We start from the raw sequence: 19,451 nt of genomic DNA on the forward strand, positions 1-19,451 counted from the left end.
GCAGAACGCTACGTTGCGCCCCGTAGCGGCCCCCGGGCCCCCCGGGCCAGGGGTTTGGCTACTCGGCCGCGCGCAGGACGTCGCGGTAGCGGCGGGCGGCGGCCCGCAGCGCGGACTCCGCGTCGAGCCCGGCGGCAGTGGCCGCGGCGGCCAGCGCCAGCAGCAGGTCGCCCAGCGCCGTCCCGTCCGCCGGCAGCGCGACGCCGGCGGCGTCCGGGACCGGCAGGCCGGCCCTGCGCGCCCGCCCGCTCAGCTGTGCGGCCAGCGCGAGCGCCGGTTGCCCGACCGGGATCCCGTCCGTCACCGAGGCGCGCTGCTTCTCTATCCCCTTGAGCCGGACCCAGTTCTGCTGGACGGCCTCGGGCGTCTCGGCGACCTCGTCACCGAAGACGTGCGGATGCCGGTGGATGAGCTTGTCGACGATCGTGCCGGCGACGTCGTCGATCGAGAACGGCTCTTCCGCGTCCTCCTCGGCGATCCGGGAGTGGAAGACGACCTGCAGCAGGACGTCCCCGAGCTCCTCGCGCAACGACTCGCGGTCGCCGTCCTCGATCGCCTCGACCAGTTCGTACATCTCCTCGATGCCGTACTTGGCCAGGTCCGTGTGGGTCCGCTCGCGGGTCCACGGGCACTCCTCGCGGATCCGGTCCATGACCTGCACGAGGTCGAGGAGCCGGGCGCCCGGCAGGTCGTACGAGCCGGGCAGCAGCTCCAGGTCCGGCATCGCGACCCGTCCGGAGCCGCCGAGGCGGGCCAGTTCGTCGGTGACCGCGGGGTCGCCGGCGGCGGCCGGAAGATAGACGACGGTCCGCTCACCGGCGGTGGCGTCCACCAGCTCGCGCCCGGTCGGTGCGGCATGCACGACGCGCACGCCGGCCTCCCGCAGATACGGGAGCTGCGGATGCCCGGGGTCCGCGCAGATGACCTGGTCGGCCCCGCGCAGCAGTTCCCACGCGGGCCACGACAGCAGGCCGGGGGCCACCCGGTGACTGGTGGTGAGCAGTACGAGGCGGCCGGCGGCGGGGGTCATCGAGTCTTCCACCGCACGAACCTACCCCGCCCCGTGCCCGGGACCGACGGCGTCCCCGGCACCGGCGGACCGCCCGCGTCACGCTCCTCGGACGGGGGCCACCTCGGCCCGGGCGAGCCAGGGCTCCTGCGTGGCGCCGAGACGGGCGTTCTGCGCGTCCCAGGTGCCGTAGCGGGGGTTCACGTCGATGCGCATCGTCTTGGCGGTCTTGGCGAGCAGCTGGTTCAGTGCCGCGTTCCCGCCGTCGCTGCCCGGTTGGACGCCGAGGCTGGTGATGATCTTGCCCGCCTGGATCTGCAACCGGCAGAAGGCGTCGATGTCCGAGGGCGCGACGTTGTACTTCTCCAGCAGCGCCGGCGCCAGCGCGTCCGGTCCTCCGGCCTGGGTCTCCATCGCCGTCCGCATCTGGCCGACGTCGGAGCGGGTGACGGTGACCCCCGCATCCTTGGCGACGCGGTCCAGCAGCCGTGTCACCACCATGGTGCCGAGGGTCTGGCTGGTCAGATCACTGCTTCCCTCGATCAGGGCCGCCGACTGGGGCGACTTCTCCTGCGCGGTGCGGACCGCGTTGACCCTCGACTGGAGGTCCGAGACGGAGATCGTCTCGTTCTCCACCACGGCGGCGGCCCCCGCGTGCGGGGTGCCGCACGCGCTGATCACAGGGGTCATCGCCACGAGTGCGGCGGCGGCGAGCGAGACGGCGGTGCGTCGGCGGACCATGGTGCCTCCCGGCATGGGATCGAGCGGCGGTGCTTCGACCTTGCGAAGATCGAGGATATGGAGCGGACCGCCCCGATATCCAGCACTCCGCCGAACTGGGGCCGCCGTTCGGGGTTCAGACCCGGCTCGCTCGGGGTTCCGGCTCAGCTCGTCGGCAGCTTCTCCGTCGGGCAGGTGTTCAGCTGCTTGCGCATCGCGTCCTTCTCCGCCGCGGTGACCCATACCCCGTACTTCTTCTTCACCGCGACCTGCCGCGCCACGTAGGCGCAGCGGTACCCCTTGTTCGGCGGCAGCCAGGTCGCGGCGTCACCGTCCCCCTTGGAGCGGTTGGCGGACGCGTCGGCGGCGATCAGGTTCATCGGGTCGTTGGCGAACTGCACCCGCTTGTCGGTGGCCCACTGCCCGGCGCCCTTCTGCCAGGCGTCCGAGAGCGCGACCGCGTGGTCGATGTCGATCGTGCTCTTGCCCCGGGTGTAGGTGAGCTGCTGCCCGGTGTACGGGTCGTCGAGCTTGCCCGAGGTGACGACGCAGTCGCCGCCCTTCTCCGCGCGGAACGTTTCTGCGGTGAGGTCGCGCTTCAGTATGTCGTCGCGCGTCCCGCAGCCATTGTGGTCGGTGTCGACCCAGGACTTGCCGAACTTCTCGCGCGTGTAACCGGTCTTCGGCGCACGCCCCTTGACGGTCAGCGAGTCGACCGCGGCCAGCGCGCTGCCCCCGGGAGCGCTCTTGGCGGGTCCGTTGCCGTTGCCGGAGGACCCGCTCCCGGTGTCGGCCTTGCAGCCGGCCGCGCCGAGCAGTCCGACGACCGCCAGCCCGCAGATGAAGAGGTGTGGTGCCCGTGCCCCGCGTTTGAACATGTTCGCACCCTATGGCGTCGTATGCCCGGCCCAGCAGGCGGCCCGGTCGGACCGCCCATCTGCTCGCCTCATGCCCGCACTTGACCCAGCCATGCCAGGGTGCGGCGCAACTCGGCGCAGAACGGGTGGTGCGGCCCGTGCACGCGGTCGGCGTCGTAGAGGAGCCGTCCGAGCACCTCCCGGGCGGTCGCGCGATCTCCGACGGAGAGCAGGAGGTTGCCGATCCGGCGGCGGATCTCCAGCGGGAGCACCGGATCGGTGGCCGCGTACTGCTCGAAGTACGGCAGGAGGGTGCGGTATTCGCCGAGTGCGGCGCCCGCCTCACCGAGCTGTTCGAGGCACTGCGCCGCCTCGTAGCGGAACTGCAGGACCTGGCGGTCGCCGGGACCGCTCTGGCTCGCGAACTCGTCCGCCAGACGGCGCAGTTCCGGGAACGCGCGGCGGTACTGGCCGTCCTCCATGAGCGTGGCGGCGTACTGCTTGCGCAGCATGCGCAGGATCGGTGAGTGCTCGCCGTGCTTCGCCGCGGCGGCGGGCAGCACGCCGCCGAGTATGTCGACGGCCTGCGTGATGCGGCCCGCGTCGAGGAGCCGTCGGACCTCGTCGACCGCGGCGGCGATGTCCGGCCCCGCCGGAGGCGTCGACGGCATGGCCGGCACCTGGGCCGCCTCGGACCCGGAGTCGGCGCCGGGCCGGTCGGGCCAGGGGGCGTGCGGGCGCAGGAAGGGGCGGGTGGGGTCCATCGGTCCCGACACGCGCTGCGCGGTTCCGGTGGCCGGGAGCAGCGACGCCAGTTCGCCGTAGACGCGCTGCGCGTCGGCCGGCCGGTCCTGGGGGTCCTTGCCGAGCAGCCGCAGGACGAGGGACTCCAGCGCCTCCGGCACCTCGGGCCGCAGCCGGCGGAGCGCGACGGGCGCCTCGTAGAGGTGGCGGTGCAGGACGCCCAGCGCGGTGGAGCCGTGGAACGGCACGTTGCCGCTGAGCAGTTCGTGCAGCACGACGCCGAGCGCGTACAGGTCGGTGCGCGGCCCGACGGCGCCGCCCATCGCCTGTTCCGGGGCCATGTACGCGGGGCTGCCGATCGGGGTGCCGGTGTGGGTGAGGCGGGTGGTGTCGGTGTCCATGACGGACGCGACGCCGAGGTCGAGCACGACGACGGTGCCGTCAGGACGGACCATCACGTTGCTCGGCTTCAGGTCCCGGTGCACGATCGGCACCGCGTGGACGGCGGAGAGCGCCGCGCACAGTTGCGCGGCGACCGCCACCGCCCAGGGCCACGGGTAGGGGTCGTGCTGCGCGAGGTGGCCCGCGAGGTCCTGGCCCTCGACGTGCTGCATGACGAGGTACAGCTCGTCGCCGTCGGTCCCCGCGTCATGGACGGTGACCAGGCCGGGGTGGTCGACCTGGGCCGTGACCCGGCACTCACGGTCGAAGCGCTGGCGCAGCTCGGCGACGTTCTCGCCGCCCGCGACCTTGTCGGGGCGCAGCAGCTTCACCGCGACCCGGCGGTCCAGCCGGCGGTCGTACGCCGTCCAGACCTGGCCCATGCCGCCCTGGCCGAGGACGGTGGCCAGCTCATACCGCCCGGCGACGAGCCGGCCGTTCATCTGCCCTCCTCCTTGCGGAGGTAGTCACTCAGCTCGTCCAGCTCGGCGCGGACCTGGTCGATGCGCGGCGCGGGGGTCACGGAGGGGGTCGCGGCAGGATCCGGGGTGGGGATGGGCGTCGGGATCGGGGTCGGGACGGGAGTGGGGATCGGCGTCCGCGCGGGACCCGGCGTGGGGGTGTCGCGGTACGGGTTGTAGCCGGTACGTGCGGAGGGCAGCTGCGTCTGGTGCTGCGTCAGCGCGGCGCCGTAGGGGAACTGCGGCCGCCCCTGCTGCCCGTACGCACGGGACGCCGCCTGCGCGTCCACCGCACGGAAGTGCCGGATGTCGGAGACCAGGTAGTACACCGCCACCACGATGGCCTGGATCACCAGGATGGAGACCACCGCGTTGTCGCGCGGGCTGTTGTCGTTGCCGCTGTCACCGCTGTCGCCCCCACCGCCGAGGAGTATCACCAGCACGACGGTGAGGATGAAGCTCGCGCCGCACAGCACCCAGTCCACGGCGTTGCGCCGGCGCAGCAGCGCGATGCGCAGCAGCGGCGTCCAGGCGAGCATCCCGCACGACATCACCGCGAGCAGCACGAACACGACGCGCAACCCGGTCCGTGCGCCGTCGTTCGGCGGGGGCGGCACGATGCCTGGGCCGTTCATGGCTGCTCCTGAACAAAAGTCTCGGCTGGGAGAGCGAGCGTATCGGCAGCGGCGGACCAGCGGTCCGGGGATGCCGCAACAATTCGGCCCCGTCCCGCCCGTCCGGCCTCCGTCACCGGGAGCGACGCATACCGCGACGCGCGTGGTTGCGGCCATCGGCGGAACACCGGAGGAAGCCCGGTAGGAGACCGGCGGAACACCGGCGGAACCACGTCCCGGCGCGACTCACGTATCTTTTCGTGGCGGGCGTGCACCAGCAGCGGGTGCCGCGCGTCTTCCCGTGCGAAAGGAACGCAGCATGGACATGGCTACTGCGGCCATCCCCGCCCAGCACGGGAACAGCGCCGGTCCCAGCACCGGCGTGCGCCGCCTCCTGCGCCCCGCGCTCGACCCGTACTGGCTGGCCGGCGCGCTCTTCGTCGCGTACGCCGCCCTGTCGGTGTGCCGGTTCCGGCGGATGGCGACGATGTCCTGGGACCTCGGGATCTTCGAGCAGGCGATCAAGTCCTACGCGCACCTCCAGGCGCCGGTCGCCGACCTCAAGGGGCCCGGGACCAACATCCTCGGCGACCACTTCAGCCCCATCACCGCCCTGGTCGCACCCTTCTACCGGGTCTTCCCCTCGCCCATCACCCTCCTCGTGGTGCAGGCCGCCCTCTTCGCGCTCTCCATCGTCCCGGTCACCCGGGTCGGCGCGCACTTCCTCGGCCGCGGCCGGGGGCTGGCCGTCGGGGTCGCCTACGGGCTGTCCTGGGGAGTGCAGCGGGCCGTCGAGTTCGACTTCCACGAGATCGCCTTCGCCATGCCGATGCTCGCGTTCTCGCTGGAGGCCGTACTGCGCAAGCGGTGGACGACCGCGATGTGGTGGGCGCTGCCGCTGATCCTCGTCAAGGAGGACATGGGCGCCACGGTCGCCGCCATCGGCGTCGTCGTGCTGCTGCGCGCCCGGCGCGACGATCCGCGCGCCGCGTCGTACGCGATCTGGCTGATCGGCTTCGGCATCGCCTTCGCCGCCATCGCCTTCGGCGTCCTCATCCCCGCGTTCAACAACAGCGGCGGCTACGACTACTGGAACAAGCTCGGCGGCAGCGGCGCCCCGGTCACCGGGCACATCCCGCCGGACACCGCGCTGCGCACCCTGCTGTGGATTCTGCTGCCGACCAGTGGCCTGCTGGCGTTGCGCTCCCCGCTGCTGATCGCGGCGCTGCCCACCATCGGCTGGCGCTTCGTCTCCCACGACGACCACTACTGGGGCCTGGACTGGCACTACAGCGCCGTGCTGATGCCCGTCGTCCTCCTCGCCCTCGTCGACGCGGTCAACGAGTCGCGCGACAGCCCGCGGGGCTGGCTGCGCTCCTACGCCTCGCAGGTGCCGGCCGCCGCGGCCGCCGCGGCCCTGGCGCTGAGCACCACGCTCCCGCTGGCGGACCTCACGCACACCGCCACGTACCAGCCGGGCGCGCACGTGCGGGCCGTCGAGAAGCTGTTGCGGCAGATCCCGGACGGGGCGAGCGTCGAGGCCAACGTCGGGCCGATCAGCCGACTCGTCAACCGCTGCACCGTGTACTGGGTGGGCGGGGCCAAGACCGTCGTCCCCGACTACATCGCGATCGACAACGGGGACGGCTGGGTCCCGGACCCGGTGACCTACGCCCACCAGCTCCACCCGACGGCGACCTACACGGAGATCGCCAACGGCGAGGGCTACGTCATCCTGCGTCGCGCGTAGCCGGGGCGAGGGGGGCGGGCTCCTGGGCGGCCTCCCCGGCGGGGGACGCATGCTCGCGGTTGAGCAGGATCCGCCGCGAGAGGACGAACGTGACGGGGATCGCGGCGGCCGCCGCGATCAGCGGGGCGGGCTTCTCCCCCACGCCGCACCACTCCACCAGGACGTACATACCCACCGAGGTGACGGTGAAGTTCGTCAGGTTGGTCAGCGGGAAGAACAGGAACTTCCGCCAGGTCGGCCGGGTCCGGTAGGTGAAGTACGTGTTGAGGAAGAACGAGCCGACCATGCTCAGCACGAACGCCACGACATACGCCGGGTAGTAGGGCATCCAGCCGTGCAGGAGCAGGTAGCAGCCGTAGAAGGTGCCGGTGTTCACCACGCCCACCAGGCCGAAGCGCACCACCTGGAAGAGCCGCACGGACATCAGCGCCGGCCCTCCGCCGCCGACGGCGCGGTCGGCTCCACCAGCACGGCGTCACCCGCGACCCGCTGGTGGTCCGGGCCGCTGAAGGCGGACGGCGGCACGTTGGTCTCCTTCACGAGGGAAGTGCGGCCGGCGCTTGGACTCGTAGTAGATGCGGCCGATGTACTCGCCCATCAGCCCCAGCATCATCATCTGCAGCCCGCCAAGCCCGACGATGGCGACGATCAGCGTCACGTAGCCGGGCGCGGTCACCCCGCCGACCACCGCGGCGACGGTGACCCAGGCGGCGTACAGCCCGGCCAGGCCGGCCAGCGCCAGGCCGAGGTGGATCCCCGCCCGCAGCGGGCGGTTGTTGAACGAGATCAGCCCGTCGATCCCGTAGTTGAGCAGCGCCCCGAACCGCCACTTGGTCTCCCCGGCGGCGCGGGCGGCGTTGCGGTAGTCGAAGGTGACGGTGTCGAAACCGATCCAGGAGAAGAGCCCCTTGGAGAAGCGGTTGTACTCCGGCATCGACAGCAGCGCGTCGACGGCCCGCCGGGAGAGCAGCCGGAAGTCGCCGACGCCGTCGGTCAGTTCGACGTCGACCCACTTGTTGACCATCCGGTAGTACAGCCGGCTCACGGTGCTGCGGACGAACCTGTCACCCTCGCGGGTGCGGCGCGCGATCACCTGGTCGTGGCCGCGGCTGAACAGCTCCAGCATCCGCACGATCAGCTCCGGCGGATGCTGCAGATCGGCGTCCATCAGCACGACTGCGTCGCCGGTGGCCTCGCGGAGCCCGGCGAGCATGCCGGCCTCCTTGCCGAAGTTCCGGCTGAACGAGACGTACCGGGTGCTGCCCGGGTGCCTCTCCGCCAGGGCCCGCAGGCGTTCGAGCGTGGCGTCCGAGCTGCCGTCGTCCACGTAGCAGAGCTCGTACTCGACGGGCAGGAGGTCGAGGGTCTCCCGGATCTTCGCGTCGAAAAGCTCTACACCGGATTCCTCGTTGTAACAGGGAACGACAACGGACAGGCGCATGGGTTCACTTTCCGTGGGATACACGGAGATGCTGCCTGCGGTACACGACCCCCGCGCGGCCGGCGCACGAGGGCCACATGACGGCGATCTGAACGCCACGTGACGCACGGCACGGGCCCCGCGGGGCCCGTGCCGTGCGGCGGGTCAGTTGTCGAGGATCGTGGTCAGGAACTCCGACGTCCAGAGCAGCAGTTCCCGGCCGACGACGGGCGTGCCGCCGATCTTGCCGGTGGTCGGGCGCGGCACCAGGACCTGACGGGCCGTGCCCTTCATGACCGTGCGCGGGTAGAGCCGGTTCAGCCGCAGCTCCTGCGACTCGCGCAACTCGACGGGACCGAAACGGACGTTGCTGCCCACCAGGGTGATGTCGCTGACCCCGACCTTGCGGGCGAGCAGCCGCAGCCCCGCCACCAGCAGCAGGTTCTCCACCGGCTCCGGCAGCTTGCCGTACCGGTCGGTCAGCTCCTCGCGGACCGCGGTGATGTCCTCGTGGCTGTTGGCGGCGGCGATGGCGCGGTACGCCTGCAGGCGCAGCCGCTCCCCGGGCGCGTAGTCGTGCGGGACGTGCGCGTCCACCGGCAGCTCGATCTTGACGTCGAGCAGCGTCTCCTCGGGCTCGCCGGCGCCGTCCAGGGCCGAGCGGTAGTCCGCGACCGCCTCGCCGACCATCCGGATGTAGAGGTCGAAACCGACGCCCGCGATGTGCCCGGACTGTTCGCCGCCGAGCAGGTTGCCCGCGCCGCGGATCTCCAGGTCCTTCATCGCCACGTACATGCCCGCGCCCATCTCGGTGTGCTGCGCGATGGTCGCCAGCCGCTCGTGCGCGGTCTCGGTGAGCGGCTTCTCCGGCGGGTACAGGAAGTAGGCGTAGCCGCGCTCGCGCGACCGGCCGACGCGGCCGCGCAACTGGTGCAGCTGCGAGAGGCCGAAGTTGTCGCCGCGCTCGACGATGAGCGTGTTGGCGTTGGAGATGTCGATGCCGGACTCGACGATCGTGGTGGAGACCAGCACGTCGAAACGCTTCTCCCAGAAGTCGACGACGACCTGCTCCAGCGCGCTCTCGCCCATCTGCCCGTGCGCGGTGGCGATCCGCGCCTCCGGCACGATCTCGCGCAGCCGCGCCGCCGCCCGGTCGATCGACTCGACCCGGTTGTGGATGTAGAAGACCTGGCCCTCGCGCAGCAGTTCACGGCGGACCGCGGCGCCGATCTGCTTCTCCTCGTACGGCCCGACGAAGGTCAGCACCGGGTGCCGCTCCTCCGGCGGGGTGGTGATCGTCGACATCTCGCGGATGCCGGTGACCGCCATCTCCAGCGTGCGGGGGATGGGGGTGGCGGACATCGTCAGCACGTCCACGTTGGCCCGCAGCTTCTTCAGCTGCTCCTTGTGCTCGACGCCGAAGCGCTGCTCCTCGTCGACGATGACCAGGCCCAGGTCCTTGAACTTCGTCTCGGACGAGAAGAGCCGGTGGGTGCCGATGACAACGTCGACCGAGCCGTCGCGCAGCCCCTCCAGCACGGCCTTGGCCTCGCTGTCGGACTGGAAGCGCGACAGCGCCTTCACCACGACGGGGAACTGCGCGTACCGCTCGGAGAACGTCGTGAAGTGCTGCTGCACCAGCAGCGTCGTCGGGACCAGCACCGCGACCTGCTTGCTGTCCTGGACGGCCTTGAAGGCCGCGCGGACCGCGATCTCGGTCTTGCCGTAGCCGACGTCGCCGCAGATCAGCCGGTCCATCGGGACCGACTTCTCCATGTCCTCCTTGACCTCGGCGATGGTGGTCAGCTGGTCGGGCGTCTCCACGTACGGGAAGGCGTCCTCCAGCTCGCGCTGCCAGGGGGTGTCGGGCCCGAACGTGTAGCCGGGGGCCGCCATCCGCGCCGAGTAGAGCTTGATCAGGTCGGCGGCGATCTCCTTGACCGCCTTCTTCGCGCGCGCCTTGGTCTTCGTCCAGTCGGCGCCGCCGAGCCGGTGCAGCGTCGGGGCCTCGCCGCCGACGTACTTGGTGATCTGCTCCAGCTGGTCGGTCGGCACGAAGAGCCGGTCGCCGGGCTGACCCCGCTTCGCAGGCGCGTACTCGACCAGCAGGTACTCCCGCGTGGCGCCCTGGACGGTGCGCTGCACCATCTCGACGTAGCGGCCCACGCCGTGCTGCTCGTGCACGATGTAGTCGCCGGGCTGCAGGGTCAGCGGGTCGATGGTCTTGCGGCGCCGCGACGGCATCCGCCCCATGTCCTTGGTGGAGGACTTCTGCCCGGTGAGGTCGGACTCCGTCAGCACGGCCAGCTTGAGCCGCGCGTCGATGAAGCCGTGCTCGATGCAGCCGGTCGACACGTGGACGACGGACGGCTCCAGGTCGGCCAGGTCCATGTCCAGGCGAGCGGCGATGCCCTCACCGCCCAGCACCTCGACGATGCGGGCGGCCGGGCCGTGGCCCTCGGTGACGTAGACCGCGCGCCAGCCGTCGGCCAGCCAGCCCTTGGTGTCGGCGAGCGCGCGGGCGGTGTCGCCCCGGTACAGCTCGGGCGCGTGCATGCCCAGCTGCAGGGTGTCCTCGTCGGCGTCCGCGTCGTCGGCGGCGGAATGTTTGCCCTCTCCCGACGCGAACTGGCTGATCGACCACCACGGCGTCCCCAGCTCGCGGGCGTGGTCCCGCACGTCGGCGATCGACCACAGCGAGGCCGCGCCCAGGTCGACCGGCGCCACCCCGCCGCCGGCGGAGGCCGCCCAGGACGCCTCCAGGAACTCCTGCGACGTGGCGACCAGGTCGGCGGCGCGCGTCCTGACCCGCTCCGGGTCGCAGACGACCGTCATGCTCCCGGCCGGCAGCACGTCCAGCAGCAGCTCCATGTCGTCCACCAGGACCGGGGCCAGCGATTCCATGCCCTCGACGGCGATGCCCTCGGCGATCTTGTCGAGCAGTTCGTTCAGCTCGGGGTGCTGGACCGCCAGCTCGGCCGCGCGCGCCCGCACCTCGTCGGTGAGCAGCAGCTCCCGGCACGGCGGGGCCCACAGCCCGTGTTCGGCGATCTCCAGGGACCGCTGGTCGGCGACCTTGAAGTACCGGATCTCCTCGACGTCGTCGCCCCAGAACTCCACCCGCAGCGGGTGCTCCTCGGTCGGCGGGAAGACGTCCAGGATCCCGCCGCGCACCGCGAACTCGCCGCGCTTCTCCACCAGCTCCACCCGCGCGTACGCGGCGGCCGCCAGCCCGTCCACGACCTCGCCCAGATCCGCGCTCTGCCCGCTGCGCAGCGCCACGGGCTCCAGCTCGCCCAACCCCTTGACCTGCGGCTGCAGCACCGACCGGATCGGTGCGACGACGACCTTCACGGGCCCGGCCGTCGGGTCGTCCGCCCGCGGGTGCGCGAGCCTGCGCAGCACGGCGAGCCGCCGGCCGACGGTGTCGGAGCGCGGCGACAGCCGCTCGTGCGGCAGCGTCTCCCAGGCCGGGTACTCCACGACGGAGTCCGGCGGCAGCAGCGAGCGCAGCGCCGCCACCAGGTCCTCGCTCTCGCGGCCGGTGGCCGTCACCGCCAGGACCACGCGGCCGGTGCGGGCGGCGAGCGCCGCCAGCACGACCGGCCGGGCGGCGGGCGGTCCCACCAGGTCGACGTACGGGCGATTGCCGTCGGTGCCGGCCTTGACCGCTTCGGCAAGAGCCGGATCGTTCACGACGACGTCGAGCAGACCGTTCAGACTCATGAAGGGGTTTCCGTCCCAGGGCTGGACAACGCGAACGACCCGACACGTCAAAACGGGCCGGGGTGCGTCCAGCGTACGACGACCCACTGACAACCGCCGCCCGTGCATCGAGGTGTGACAAACGGCGGCCCCGGAACGCGGGGGGTTGCGTTCCGGGGCCGCCTCAGAGGCAGTGGGGAGACTGCCTAGCTAGTGCTAGTCGGTGGCGATGGCCTTGAGCACGTTCATCCGGCCCGCCCGGAAGGCGGGGACCAGCGCGGCCACGAGGCCGACGAAGGCCGATCCGATGAAGACGACGATGATCGTCCCCCACGGGATCTCCAGGACTCCGAAGCCCACCGTGGCCATCAGTCGCTGGGCTGAGATGCCCCAGCCCATGCCCAGGCCGAGACCGACCAGGGCGCCGAAGAGGGCGATGACCACGGACTCCAGGCGGACCATCCGCCGCAGCTGGCGCCGCGACATCCCGATCGCCCGCATCAGGCCGATCTCACGGGTCCGCTCGACCACCGACAGGGCCAGCGTGTTCACGACGCCGAGGATGGCGACGACGATCGCGAGGCCGAGCAGGCCGTAGATCATGTAGAGCAGCTGGTTGACCTGGCCCTTGATGAGCTCCTTGTAGTCCGACTGGTCGCGGACGGTCAGCTGCGGGTAGCCCTTGACGGCTTCCTTCAGGGAGGCCGCGGCCTCCTTCGCCTGGCCGTTGACGGCCTTGGCGAACATGATCTGGTTGGGCGGGAACTTGCCGGCCGGCAGGAACCGCTTCGCCGTGGCGATGTTCGTGTACATCGCGCCCTTGTCGAACGTGGTGTCGTCCGACGTGATCGCGGCGACCTTCAGCTTCCCGGTCTCGCCGCCGACGAAGGCGACAGTCAGCTCGCTGCCCAACGTGATGCCGTGGTCCTTGGCGAAGCCTTCGTTGACCGACATCGAGTTGTCGCCGTAGGCGTCGGACAGCTTGCCCTGGACGGCCTCGACGCGCAGGTCCTGCGCGTACGTGGGACTGGCGGCCGTCAGCTGCTTGGCGGACACCTTGCCGTCCGGGGTCGTCAGCTTGGCGTTGGTGCCCGTGTAGTCGGTCACGTGCTCCAGGTGACCGGCCGAGTGGATGGCCTTGGTCAGTGCGGGGCTGAGCGGCTGCTGGTTGTCGGTCTGCAGGATGAAGTCCGCGCCGACCGACTTGTCGAGCTGGTCGGTGGCCGAGGCCACCATGGACGTGCCGACCACCGACAGCCCGGCGACCAGCGCGAGGCCGATCATCAGCGCCGAGGCCGTGGCGCCGGTACGGCGCGGGTTGCGCAGCGCGTTGCGCTCCGCGAGGCGGCCGACCGGACCGAAGAACCGCAGCGAGACGGTGCTGAGGGCGCGGACGAGCACACTCGCAAGCAGCGGACCGACGATCACGAACCCGATCAGCGTCAGGAGAACGCCGAAGCCGAGGAACGAGGAGCCCTGGGACGCCTTGTCCGCCTTGCCCGCCGCGACCAGGGCCGCGGCGCCGGCCAGGACCATCAGCGCACCGATGGTGGCGCGGACCTTGCCGGCCTTGCCGTCCGCCGGCGTCCCGGCGTCCCGCATGGCGGCCATCGGCGAGATCTTGCCGGCCCGCCAGGCGGGCAGCAGGGCGGCCAGCACGGTGACGATGACGCCGATCGACAGGCCGATGATCGGGGTCGCGACCTTGATGGTCAGCTCGGAGGTGTCGAGGTGCATGCCGAGCTTGCCCATGAGCTTCATCAGCAGGACGGCGAGTCCGATGCCGCCTCCGATGCCGAGGACCGAGCCGAGCACACCGAGCAGCAGTGCCTCGAAGAGCACCGACTGGTTGATCTGCTTGCGGCTGGAGCCGATGGCCCGCATCAGGCCGATCTCGCGGGTCCGCTGGGCGACCAGCATCGAGAAGGTGTTGATGATGAGGAAGACGCCGACGATCACCGAGACGAAGGCGAAACCGAGCATGATGTACTTCATCGGGTTCAGGAACGAACCGATGTCGTCCTTGGCCTCGGCGTTGGACTCGGCGGCCGTCTGGATCTTGTAGCCGGTGCCGACGGCGGCGGTGACGTCCTTCTTGAGCTGGTCGTCGCTGACGCCGCTCTTGGCCGTCAGGCCGAATTCGGTGTACGCGTCCGTGGCGCCGAGCAGCTTGGTCTGCGCGGTCGGGGTGTCGAGATAGACGATCGCCGCACCGGGGTTGGTGGTCTTGAAGGTCACGATGCCGACGATCCGGGTGCTGAAGTCGCCCGGGGTGGCGATGATCCGGAGCGAGTCGCCGATCTTCAGGCTCTTCTTGTCGGCGGTGTCGGCATCGAGCAACGCTTCGCTGGGGCCGCGCGGCAGGTGGCCGGAGGTGAGCTCCACCGACTTCTTGCTGTCGCGCTCGTCCCAGTTGATGGCGATGGTGGGCGCACCGGTCTTGGAGCCGACGCTCTCGTTCTTGCTGTTGACGACGGTGATCTTGTCGCTGACCACCTGGGCCTCGACCTGCTGCACCCCGGGCGTCCGCTGCAGCTTCGCCAGCATCGAGGCCGGCACGGTCTCCGGCTTGCCCGTCTCCTGCGCGTCGTCGACCTTCTTCGCGCTGACCGACACGTCCGACGCAGTGGAGGCGAAGAGCTTGTCGAAGGTCGCGGTCATCGTGTCGGTGAAGACGAGCGTGCCGCAGACGAACGCCACCGACAGGAGCACGGCGACGGCGCTGAGCACCATGCGGCCCTTGTGCGCGACGAAGTTGCGCATCGATGTCTTGAAGACGGTCACGACACCCTCCCACGGGCGTCGAAGGACTTCATGCGCTCGAGAACGGAGTCGGCCGTCGGGTTCGCCATGTCGTCGACGATGCGGCCGTCGGCCAGGTAGATGACGCGGTCCGCGTACGAGGCGGCGACCGGGTCGTGGGTCACGATGACGATCGTCTGGCCGAGCTCGTCGACCGAGCGGCGCAGGAAGCCCAGCACCTCGGCGCCGGCGCGCGAGTCCAGGTTTCCGGTCGGTTCGTCACCGAAGATGATCTCGGGGCGGGCGGCGAGGGCGCGGGCGACCGCGACACGCTGCTGCTGGCCACCCGAGAGCTGGTTCGGTCGGTGCTTGAGGCGGCCGGCCAGGCCGACGGTCTCGATGACGCGGTTCAGCCACTCGCGGTCGGGCTTGCGGCCCGCGATGTCCATCGGCAGCGTGATGTTCTCGACCGCGTTGAGCGTCGGGAGCAGGTTGAACGCCTGGAATATGAAGCCGATCTGGTCCCGGCGGAGCTGGGTGAGCTTCTTGTCCTTCAGCTTGGTGATCTCGGTGTCACCGACCCAGATCTGTCCGCTGGTGACGGTGTCGAGACCGGCCAGGCAGTGCATCAGGGTGGACTTGCCCGAACCGGACGGGCCCATGATCGCAGTGAAACCGCTGCGGGCGATGTCGACGTCCACGGCGTCCAGCGCGACCACCCGAGTCTCCTCGGTGGTCCCGTAGGACTTGGTGACCTGCCGTGCACGGGCGGCAACAGCCGAACGCTCTCCGCTGCCCCCGGACTTGGGAATCGTTACAGCCGTTGTCACTGCTATCTCCTGAAATCTCGTGGATTCACCGGGACGCCCCGGAACCTTGTGGCCCCTGTCCCGCGTTATCAGAATGCTGGTCGGCCTGGGGTCGTGGCGATGGGGCAGGTCTCCGTCTTGCCGGTGGGGTTAGCCCCACCACGTCCCACTGACGACCCTATGGAGCGCCCGGCTCCCGAACGTCCTCCGCCAGTACGAACATCGAGTAGGCGGAAGTGCGTACTTTCCCCTAAGGGTCGCTGACATCAAACCCCTCGCGGCCTCGGGGTCGATGCCGCGCCGAATCGTCACGCGAGGGGCGAGAACCCTGTCCTACCTGCGGAAACGCCACCGCCTGCGGGCGCCGCTGCGCCGGTTGGGCAAGCAATGGTGCGGTGTACACGCACCGCCGCGGAGCGGGCCCGTCCGCTACTCCGGGGCCTGGCCCGGTTCCGGGACGGAGGGGTCGTCGTCGGGCAGCGGGCGGCCGGTGAGGGCCGCGAGGCTGCTGCGGACGTGCGCGAGGTGGGCGCGGATCTCCTCGCGGCGCTCCTCGTGCTCGCGCAGTTCCCGCTCGCTCTCGCGCCGGATGCGCTCGTCCCGCATCCTGGCGTCCGCGAGCAGGGCGGCCGCCCGGGCCTCGGCGTCCTCCTGCTCGTGCCGCGCGAACTCCTCGGCCTCCGCGCGCGCCGTCCGTGCCTCCTCCAGGCGGCGTTCCGCGTAGCCGGTGAGCTCGCCGATCCGGCTGTCGACGCCGGCCTCGCGCTCGGCCATCTCGTGCTCGAAGGCGTCCATCCGCTCGCGCCGGCCCTTGTCGGCCTCGGCGAGGGTGCGCGCGGTGTCCTGCCGCGCCCCCTCCAGCGCCTGCTCGGCTTCCCCGCGCACCAGGCCGGCCGCGGCCTGCGCCTCCGCGAGGGCCTCGCCGGCGCGGCCGCGTGCCTCGTCGAGCACCCGGTTGGCCTGGTCCTCCGCCACGGCGCGCCGCTCGGCGGCGGCCGCCCTGGCCTCGTCCTGCAAGGCTCGCCGGGCGGTCTCCGCGGCGTCGCGGGCGTACTGGATCTCGTTCTCGGCGCGCTCCCTAACCGCCGCGGCCTCTTCCTGGACGAGGCGCAGCAGCTCCCGCGCGCCCTCGCCGAGCGTCTCGTAACTCGCCGGGCCCAGCGCCTCGACGTGTTCCCGCAGCGCCCGGACCTCGGTGTCCATCTCGTTCGCGAGGACGGTGAGCCGGGCGGCCCGCTCCCAGGCCGCGTCGCGGTCCTCGGAGAGTTCCTCGAGGAAGCGTTCGACCTGTTCCACCCGGTAACCGCGCCCGCGGACGGTGTCGAAGCCGTGAGGTGTTGCCGTGCTGCTCATGCGCTGCCCCTCGCCGTCCTTCCGAACCGTGCCCTGCACTTCATTTTCATCGTTATGTCCGAATTGTGTATGCCGCGACACTCCGACATACCCCTACCCAACCCATCGCCGGTACATAGCGCGGCGGCCCGGGTCCGGAAGAACCGGACCCGGGCCGCCCGGGAATCAGGACACTGCGGGGAACGTCAGAGGAGGCCGTCCCACATCTGCTCGATCAGCACGGCCCACCAGTTGTCGGGCGAGGCGATGGCGGCCGGGTCCTGCGCCGCCAGCTGCGCCTGGAAGTCGACCGTCCAACGGCCGGCCTGGTCGGGGGTGAGGCCGATCCGCAGCCGCCACATCCGCCCGAGCAGGGCGAGGCAGCGGGCGAACTCCGGCAGGCTGGAGTTGACGAACTGCGGCGGCACCGGCTGCCCGCCGGGACCGCCCTCGAGCGGCACGGCGACGATGTGCGCGGTCCCGTACTGCACGCACAGCTGGCGCCCGAAGTCGTTGCCCATGACCAGGTACGAGCCCGCGTCCGAAGCCGGCTGCACCCCGCGCTCCTGCGCCAGCTCGGCGAGGGTGGGCACCGGGCGGCCCGGCTGGGCCTGCGCCCAGAAGAAGGGGCCGAAGTCGACCGGCAGCCCGGCCCACATCAGGGTCTGGGCGACGATGTCCGGCACACCCTGGCGGGAGACCGCGCGCTGGTCGAACCGGAACAGGCCCTGCGGCCCGAACGCCTGCGCCAGCTCGTGCCCGATCCCCTCGAGCGGGATCGGCGGTACCCGCTGGACCTGGTTCGGGTCCGGCATCGGCACCCGCTGCGGCTGCGGGCGCGCCGGCGCCGCCGCGACCTGGTGCAGCTCGCCCTGGTGCGTCAGCAGGTGCTGGACGCCCTGCTGGCGCGAGGCGTGCTCCCGGCCGTACGGGGCCGTGTGGCTGATCCGCACCTGCGGCCAGGTCTCGCGGATCATCCGGGCGCAGTAGCCGCCCGGCAGATCGCACGCCTCCAGCTCCGTGTGCAGCTCCAGCACCTGCTGCGGCGGCACGTTGAGCGCCCGCAGCTCGTGCAGGATCTGCCACTCCGGGTGCGGGGTGCCCGGCGCCGAGCGGCGGATGAGCTGCTGCTGCGAACCGTCGTGCGCGCGGTAGCTCAGCACGGCCATGTAGCCGGGGCCGACCGTCGGCACGCCGGCCGGCGGCTGCGGGTATCCGTAGCCGCCGGGCGGCGGCGCCATGCCTCCGGGCGGGGGCGGCGGCAGGCCGGGACCACCGGGGCCACCGGGGTTCGGGCCGGCCAGCATCGTCGCGGCGTAGTGGGCACCGCCGCCGGGCCCGCCGGGTCCCGGCGGGGGCGGCGGCGTGCCCCGACCGCCGCCGATCGATCCGGGCGGGGGCGGCGGACCACCAGGACCCGAACCGCCGATCGGCCCGGGAGGCGGCGGCGGACCACCAGGGCCACCAGGACCGCCGACACCGGGGCCGGCCAGCATCGTCGCCGCGTAGTTCACGCCGCCCGGGGAACCGGCGGCCGGAGGCGCGGGAGGCGCGCCGCGACCGCCGCCCACCCCTCCGGGCGGGGGCGGCGGACCACCAGGACCCGGGCCACCGATCGGCCCGGGAGGCGGCGGCGGACCACCAGGACCACCAGGACCACCGGGGCCACCAGGACCACCGACGCCAGGTCCCGCCAGCATCGTCGCCGCGTAGTTCACGCCGCCGGACGACGGCGGGTTGCCGGGAGCGCCCGGGGCGCCGGGCGCCGCGGGAGTGGCCGGGCCCGGGTCGTTGGGGTTGCGCGCGGGCACGAGCTGCGTCGGGAGGTATCCCCCGCCGTCCGGAGCACCGGGAGCACCCGGCCCGCTGGGGGCGTGGGGCGGAGGCGGGGCGTCCGGGCTGCGCCGTACGGGGCCCGCGGACGGCACGCTGCCGCGCGTCGCCTTCGCGGTCTCGGCGTCGGCGATGTCCGCGGCGCCGCGGCCGGGAGCGCCGGGACCACCAGGGGCGCCCGGAGTCGCGAGACCCGCGGGCGGCGGCAGCGCCACCCCCGGTCCTGACGGCGGCGGCAGGGCCACGCCGGGACCTGACGGCGGCGGCAGGCCGGGGCCGCCGTAACCGGGGCCCGGGGGCCGGCCGGGACCGCCGGGACCCGAAGCGGGGGGCCCGATCGGGAAGCCGGCGCCGTCCGGCGGGGCGATCATCGTCGCGGGCAGCGAGCTGCCCTGCGGCATCAGTTCGGTCTTGGCCTCGGCACCGGCCGACGGCGGCGGGGTGTACGCCTCGTCGGAGTCGGAAATCGGCGGGGCGAAGACCGTGGCGGGGATGGGGACGGACACGGAGTCGTCCGGCGCGCTGGTGGTACGACCCGACCAGGCCTCGGAGGAGACCTCGGCCGACGCCTGGGAGGGCACCGGTATCGGCGCGGGGGCCGGCGTGTCCGAGCCGGCCGGGGCCGCGCCGGGGCGGCGGTCCGGGATGCCCATCTTGTCCGCCGCGTCCTGCAGCCACTGCGGCGGGCTGATCAGGAAGGACGTCGCCTCCAGGTCGAGCCGCTGGGGCGGGGGCGGCGGGGTGTCGTTCGGCACCGCGCCGTACTCCTCCTCGTAGCGGCGGATGACCTCGCCGACCGGCAGACCCGGCCACAAGGTGGCCTCTCCGCTGTCCCGCGCGATGACCAGCCGCACCTGTCCGTCGTCGCTCGACGGACCGTCCTCGCGGGGCTCGGACCAGGCGACGAAGCCCAGGTCGAACTCCCGCACCCGCACCTCGCGGGCCTGGTACGCCGGGACGTCACCGTTGATCCACCGCTCGGCGCGCTCCTGCGCCTGCGCGAAAGTGACCATT

Annotated in this window: 13 protein-coding genes; 1 reads left to right on the forward strand and 12 read right to left on the reverse strand. The window is 71.9% G+C overall.

Features of this window, described 5'->3' with window-relative positions; translation table 11 throughout:
- Positions 1-58: 58 nt before the first annotated feature.
- From M2266_RS14215 to M2266_RS14235, 5 genes are all read right to left on the reverse strand, one after another.
- On the reverse strand, positions 59-1,030 hold the full coding sequence (locus tag M2266_RS14215) for a nucleoside triphosphate pyrophosphohydrolase (protein WP_277441199.1): 972 nt from the start codon (positions 1,028-1,030) through the stop codon (positions 59-61).
- A gap of 78 nt (positions 1,031-1,108) precedes the next feature.
- Complete coding sequence (locus M2266_RS14220) at positions 1,109-1,750, reverse strand: SurA N-terminal domain-containing protein (protein ID WP_277438526.1); 642 nt, start codon at positions 1,748-1,750, stop codon at positions 1,109-1,111.
- Positions 1,751-1,893: 143 nt separating this feature from the next.
- Positions 1,894-2,607, reverse strand: a complete 714-nt coding sequence (locus M2266_RS14225) for an HNH endonuclease family protein (protein ID WP_277438527.1) — start codon at positions 2,605-2,607, stop codon at positions 1,894-1,896.
- A gap of 68 nt (positions 2,608-2,675) precedes the next feature.
- On the reverse strand, positions 2,676-4,214 hold the full coding sequence (locus M2266_RS14230) for a serine/threonine-protein kinase (RefSeq protein ID WP_277438528.1): 1,539 nt from the start codon (positions 4,212-4,214) through the stop codon (positions 2,676-2,678).
- Positions 4,211-4,867: a hypothetical protein gene (locus M2266_RS14235; protein WP_277438529.1), complete on the reverse strand. Its 657-nt coding sequence runs from the start codon at positions 4,865-4,867 to the stop codon at positions 4,211-4,213. Before M2266_RS14235 ends, M2266_RS14230 begins: the two co-directional genes overlap by 4 nt.
- A 304-nt stretch (positions 4,868-5,171) precedes the next feature.
- Here M2266_RS14235 and M2266_RS14240 point away from each other — a divergent pair, with 304 nt between their 5' ends.
- Positions 5,172-6,596, forward strand: a complete 1,425-nt coding sequence (locus M2266_RS14240; RefSeq protein ID WP_277441200.1) for a DUF2079 domain-containing protein — start codon at positions 5,172-5,174, stop codon at positions 6,594-6,596.
- On the opposite strand, the gene M2266_RS14245 is transcribed toward M2266_RS14240, so the two are convergent.
- From M2266_RS14245 to M2266_RS14275, 7 genes are all read right to left on the reverse strand, one after another.
- A complete protein-coding gene (locus M2266_RS14245; RefSeq protein WP_277438530.1) occupies positions 6,577-7,020 on the reverse strand; it encodes a GtrA family protein in 444 nt (147 codons plus the stop codon). The genes M2266_RS14240 and M2266_RS14245 overlap by 20 nt on opposite strands.
- A 51-nt stretch (positions 7,021-7,071) precedes the next feature.
- Positions 7,072-8,037: a glycosyltransferase family 2 protein gene (locus M2266_RS14250; protein ID WP_277438531.1), complete on the reverse strand. Its 966-nt coding sequence runs from the start codon at positions 8,035-8,037 to the stop codon at positions 7,072-7,074.
- Between the two features lie 144 nt (positions 8,038-8,181).
- Complete coding sequence (gene mfd / locus M2266_RS14255) at positions 8,182-11,742, reverse strand: transcription-repair coupling factor (protein WP_277438532.1); 3,561 nt, start codon at positions 11,740-11,742, stop codon at positions 8,182-8,184.
- A 195-nt stretch (positions 11,743-11,937) separates the two neighbouring features.
- Complete coding sequence (locus M2266_RS14260) at positions 11,938-14,505, reverse strand: ABC transporter permease (protein ID WP_277438533.1); 2,568 nt, start codon at positions 14,503-14,505, stop codon at positions 11,938-11,940.
- Positions 14,502-15,293 (reverse strand): ABC transporter ATP-binding protein, encoded by a 792-nt coding sequence (locus tag M2266_RS14265; RefSeq protein WP_277438534.1) that lies wholly within the window; start codon positions 15,291-15,293, stop codon positions 14,502-14,504. The genes M2266_RS14260 and M2266_RS14265 overlap by 4 nt, the downstream gene beginning before the upstream one ends.
- A 408-nt stretch (positions 15,294-15,701) precedes the next feature.
- The gene (locus M2266_RS14270) at positions 15,702-16,625 is read right to left on the reverse strand and encodes a cellulose-binding protein (RefSeq protein ID WP_277438535.1); all 924 of its coding nucleotides are present in this window, start codon (positions 16,623-16,625) and stop codon (positions 15,702-15,704) included.
- 185 nt (positions 16,626-16,810) lie between these two features.
- The gene (locus M2266_RS14275; RefSeq protein WP_277438536.1) at positions 16,811-19,450 is read right to left on the reverse strand and encodes an SUKH-4 family immunity protein; all 2,640 of its coding nucleotides are present in this window, start codon (positions 19,448-19,450) and stop codon (positions 16,811-16,813) included.
- Between the last annotated feature and the right edge of the window lies 1 nt (position 19,451).

Source organism: Streptomyces sp. SPB162, assembly GCF_029504575.1.
Taxonomy (GTDB): domain Bacteria; phylum Actinomycetota; class Actinomycetes; order Streptomycetales; family Streptomycetaceae; genus Actinacidiphila.